Below are 3,226 nucleotides of genomic sequence, written 5' to 3'. Positions count from 1 at the left end.
GGGAAGAAGGGATAGATCCGTACTGAGTCTTGTTCAAAAATCAAATAGGAGTCTTATATTAAGCCTTAACTGAACCATATTGGATTTTAGATAGGACTTACGCAAACAATAGTCAAAACCCTGATTCTCTGGTAGAGGCAATTCATGAATTGCCCCTACCATGTGTAGTTTTGCGTAAGTCCTATTAGATTACTGCATTGGCATTGTCAGTCGATACAATGCCATTGTCAATCAATACAATGGCATTGTCAGTCGATACATTGGCATTGTGAATCGATACAATGGCATTGTGAATCGATACAATGGCATTGTCAATCAATACAATGGCATTGCACGTCAAAAAACTTGCAAGCGGGGAGGGTTCGTCTAGGAGTGTGAGTCAGCGCTACCTCCAGAAGGCGATCGCCCAGATTTATAGCACTACTAACGGTACTAGTTATCCTTTTCAGAATCGCTATAAGATAAGTAAAAGTGTCTTCTAGGTTGACCCATCCCCTTGTCTACGAGAGGCTGCGCCAACAGGGCGGGAACTCTTAATAGGGAACTCTTAACAGAAAAGACAGAATTCGCCCCGTTCGCGGTAGCGTCTTGTAGAGTTGCAAGGTTTTAAGGCGTACTTCGTCCCGCTACGCGCTTTCGCCCACGAGGGGCGAAAAAATCCTTGTATCGTAAGGTAGGTTGAAACCCAATCCCCTTGTCTCTGGCCTAATTTTCCCTATTCCCTGTTCCCTTTCATAATTTCAATCTTAAACACCATGAAGTGTCCTAAATTAAAGACAGCTATCTACCGTTTGGATGCAAATGACTGAGCAACGTGATGCTGACTCACGGTCAACTGATTCTCAGCAATTGAGTCAACTGACCGATGGAAAAACTACCAAGTCGGTCGATAATTCCTGGAAAAATCGCATTGGTGGTGTCTGGAACAACGCAACAACACGCTTAACGCAATTCCTACCCGTAGAACAACTGGCACAGACGGTTGTTGAATGGTTTAGTGTGAGCGAGACTCAGGTTGCAGAGATTTTAGAGAAAATTAGAGCCGAACTGCCAACCACAGAAGCGCTGCTGATTGGTAAACCCCAAGCCGGAAAAAGTTCTATTGTGCGGGGATTGACGGGAGTTTCTGCCGAAATTGTCGGTCAGGGATTTCGTCCCCATACGCAGCACACCCAGCGCTATGCCTATCCTTCCAATGACCTACCGTTACTGATTTTTACTGATACGGTGGGATTGGGTGATGTTAAACAAGATACTCAAACAATCATTCAAGAGTTAGTTGGCGATTTACAACAGGAAACTCGTTCTGCCAGAATCCTGCTTCTCACCGTTAAAATCAATGACTTTGCAACTGAGACGCTGCGACAAATTGCTCAACAGTTGCGCCAGAAGTATCCAGACATTCCCTGTCTGCTGGTAGTTACCTGCTTGCATGAGGTTTATCCTGCCGATACCGTCGATCATCCCACCTATCCGCCAGATTATAAGGAAGTTAACCGCGCATTTACCGCAATACAACAAGCCTTCGTCGGAATAACTAACCACTCTGTACTAATTGACTTTACCTTAGAAGAAGATGGCTACACTCCGGTATTTTATGGCTTAGAAGCACTGCGAGATTCCTTGGCAGAAGTACTCCCACAAGCAGAAGCGCAGGCGATTTATCAGCTATTAGATCAAGAAGAAGTTGGCAAGCAAATTGGCAACCTTTACCGAGATGCTGCCCGCCGTTATATTTTGCCATTTGCGATTATGTCTGCCACCCTCGCCGCTGTACCTCTGCCATTTGCCACAATGCCCGTACTCACTGCCTTGCAAGTATCAATGGTGGGTCTGTTGGGTAAATTATATGGGCAGACACTTACTCCATCTCAGGCGGGAGGTGTTGTGAGTGCGATCGCAGGTGGTTTTTTAGCACAGGCTATTGCACGGGAGTTAATTAAATTTATACCAGGTTTTGGTAGTGCGATCGCCGCCTCTTGGGCAGCAGCGTATACCTGGGCACTAGGGGAAGCAGCTTGCGTTTACTTTGGTGATTTAATGGGAGGTAAGAAACCCGATCCCCAAAAAATTCAGTTGGTGATGCAAGAAGCGTTTCAGGCCGCACAAGAGCGTTTTAAAGGAATCAAACGTTAAGAGGATGTTTAAAACGTATTGGGCGAATAGAATTCGCTACTACACAGGCAAAGTCCACCTCCGTGGACTAATAGTTTCATAACCTGCAAAGGCAGGTAAAGTCTCGTGTAGCCGCGACTTCTAGTCGCCCGGCTAGTATACTTTGCAACTTTTCAAACATCCTCTAAGACTCAAGAATCCGTTTTTCAAAGCAAACACTCACTGGATTTCCCACATAGCGCCCATAGAATCATACCTTTGATGTAAGATTATTTGTCTGTGGGGAAGCAATAGAATCATGCAAAACCGAACTTGGCAACCACCGGAATTTCTTCAACTCAACGGTCAATTTGTAACACTCAAGCCCCTAATTCCCGAAAGAGATGTGGATACTTTGTATGCAGCTTCACACGGCACTCCTGAAAAAGAAGCTATATGGAATTATCTATTTTACGGCCCATTTGATAGCCCTTCCACGATGAAAGACTGGATGGAAAAAAACATAGTAAGCAAATCCGACCCTCTGACTTGGACAGTCTTTGAGAACTTAACAAACACTCAGGTGGGCATTCTAGCATTACTTGCGATCGCACCAAATCATGGTCGTGCTGAAATCGGTCATGTATGGTTTACTCCCTCAGTCCACAAAAGTAAAATCAATACAGAATCACAGTTTTTGCTACTTCAGCATCTTTTTGATCACCATTCTTATCGTCGAGTTGAGTGGAAATGTAATTCCCTCAACCATGCGAGTCGAACCACCGCTACAAGGATGGGATTCATTTATGAAGGTCGTTTTCGACAACATATGTTTGTTCGGGGAAAAAACAGAGATACCGATTGGTTCGCAATGACAGATAAAGAATGGTCGCGCTGTCAAAGCAATTTTGAGAAATGGCTTTATTCCCACGATAATATTTCATTAATGGAACTAAATAACAGCTAGGTCTAATTGAAACAGGAAAGCTGAGAGTATTCTTAGAACGACGGGGCTTTAAACCCAATTTTTCGGTAAACAGCATAAATAATTCATGCTATTACATCGCAAGTCATATCATGTCCGGGTAATTAGTTGTGATTCCCATAGTCATTGCACCCCACCCCCAGCCCC

Annotated in this window: 3 protein-coding genes; all 3 read left to right on the top strand. The window is 44.3% G+C overall.

Annotated features, from left to right (window positions below; translation table 11 throughout):
- The first annotated feature begins 302 nt into the window (after positions 1-302).
- Positions 303-482 carry a hypothetical protein gene (locus tag HWQ41_RS21950; RefSeq protein ID WP_292767477.1) on the top strand — a complete coding sequence of 60 codons (180 nt, stop codon included), beginning with the start codon at positions 303-305 and terminating at the stop codon, positions 480-482.
- A gap of 319 nt (positions 483-801) precedes the next feature.
- Positions 802-2,136 (top strand): GTPase family protein, encoded by a 1,335-nt coding sequence (locus tag HWQ41_RS21945; RefSeq protein WP_292767475.1) that lies wholly within the window; start codon positions 802-804, stop codon positions 2,134-2,136.
- 277 nt (positions 2,137-2,413) lie between these two features.
- Positions 2,414-3,061: a GNAT family protein gene (locus HWQ41_RS21940; RefSeq protein ID WP_292767474.1), complete on the top strand. Its 648-nt coding sequence runs from the start codon at positions 2,414-2,416 to the stop codon at positions 3,059-3,061.
- The last annotated feature ends 165 nt before the right edge of the window (positions 3,062-3,226 follow it).

The organism is Nostoc sp. NOS(2021), from assembly GCF_017115025.1.
Lineage (GTDB): Bacteria > Cyanobacteriota > Cyanobacteriia > Cyanobacteriales > Nostocaceae > Nostoc.
The sequence above is the reverse complement of the archived record's forward strand: the minus strand, read 5'-3'. Positions and strand labels throughout refer to the sequence as shown.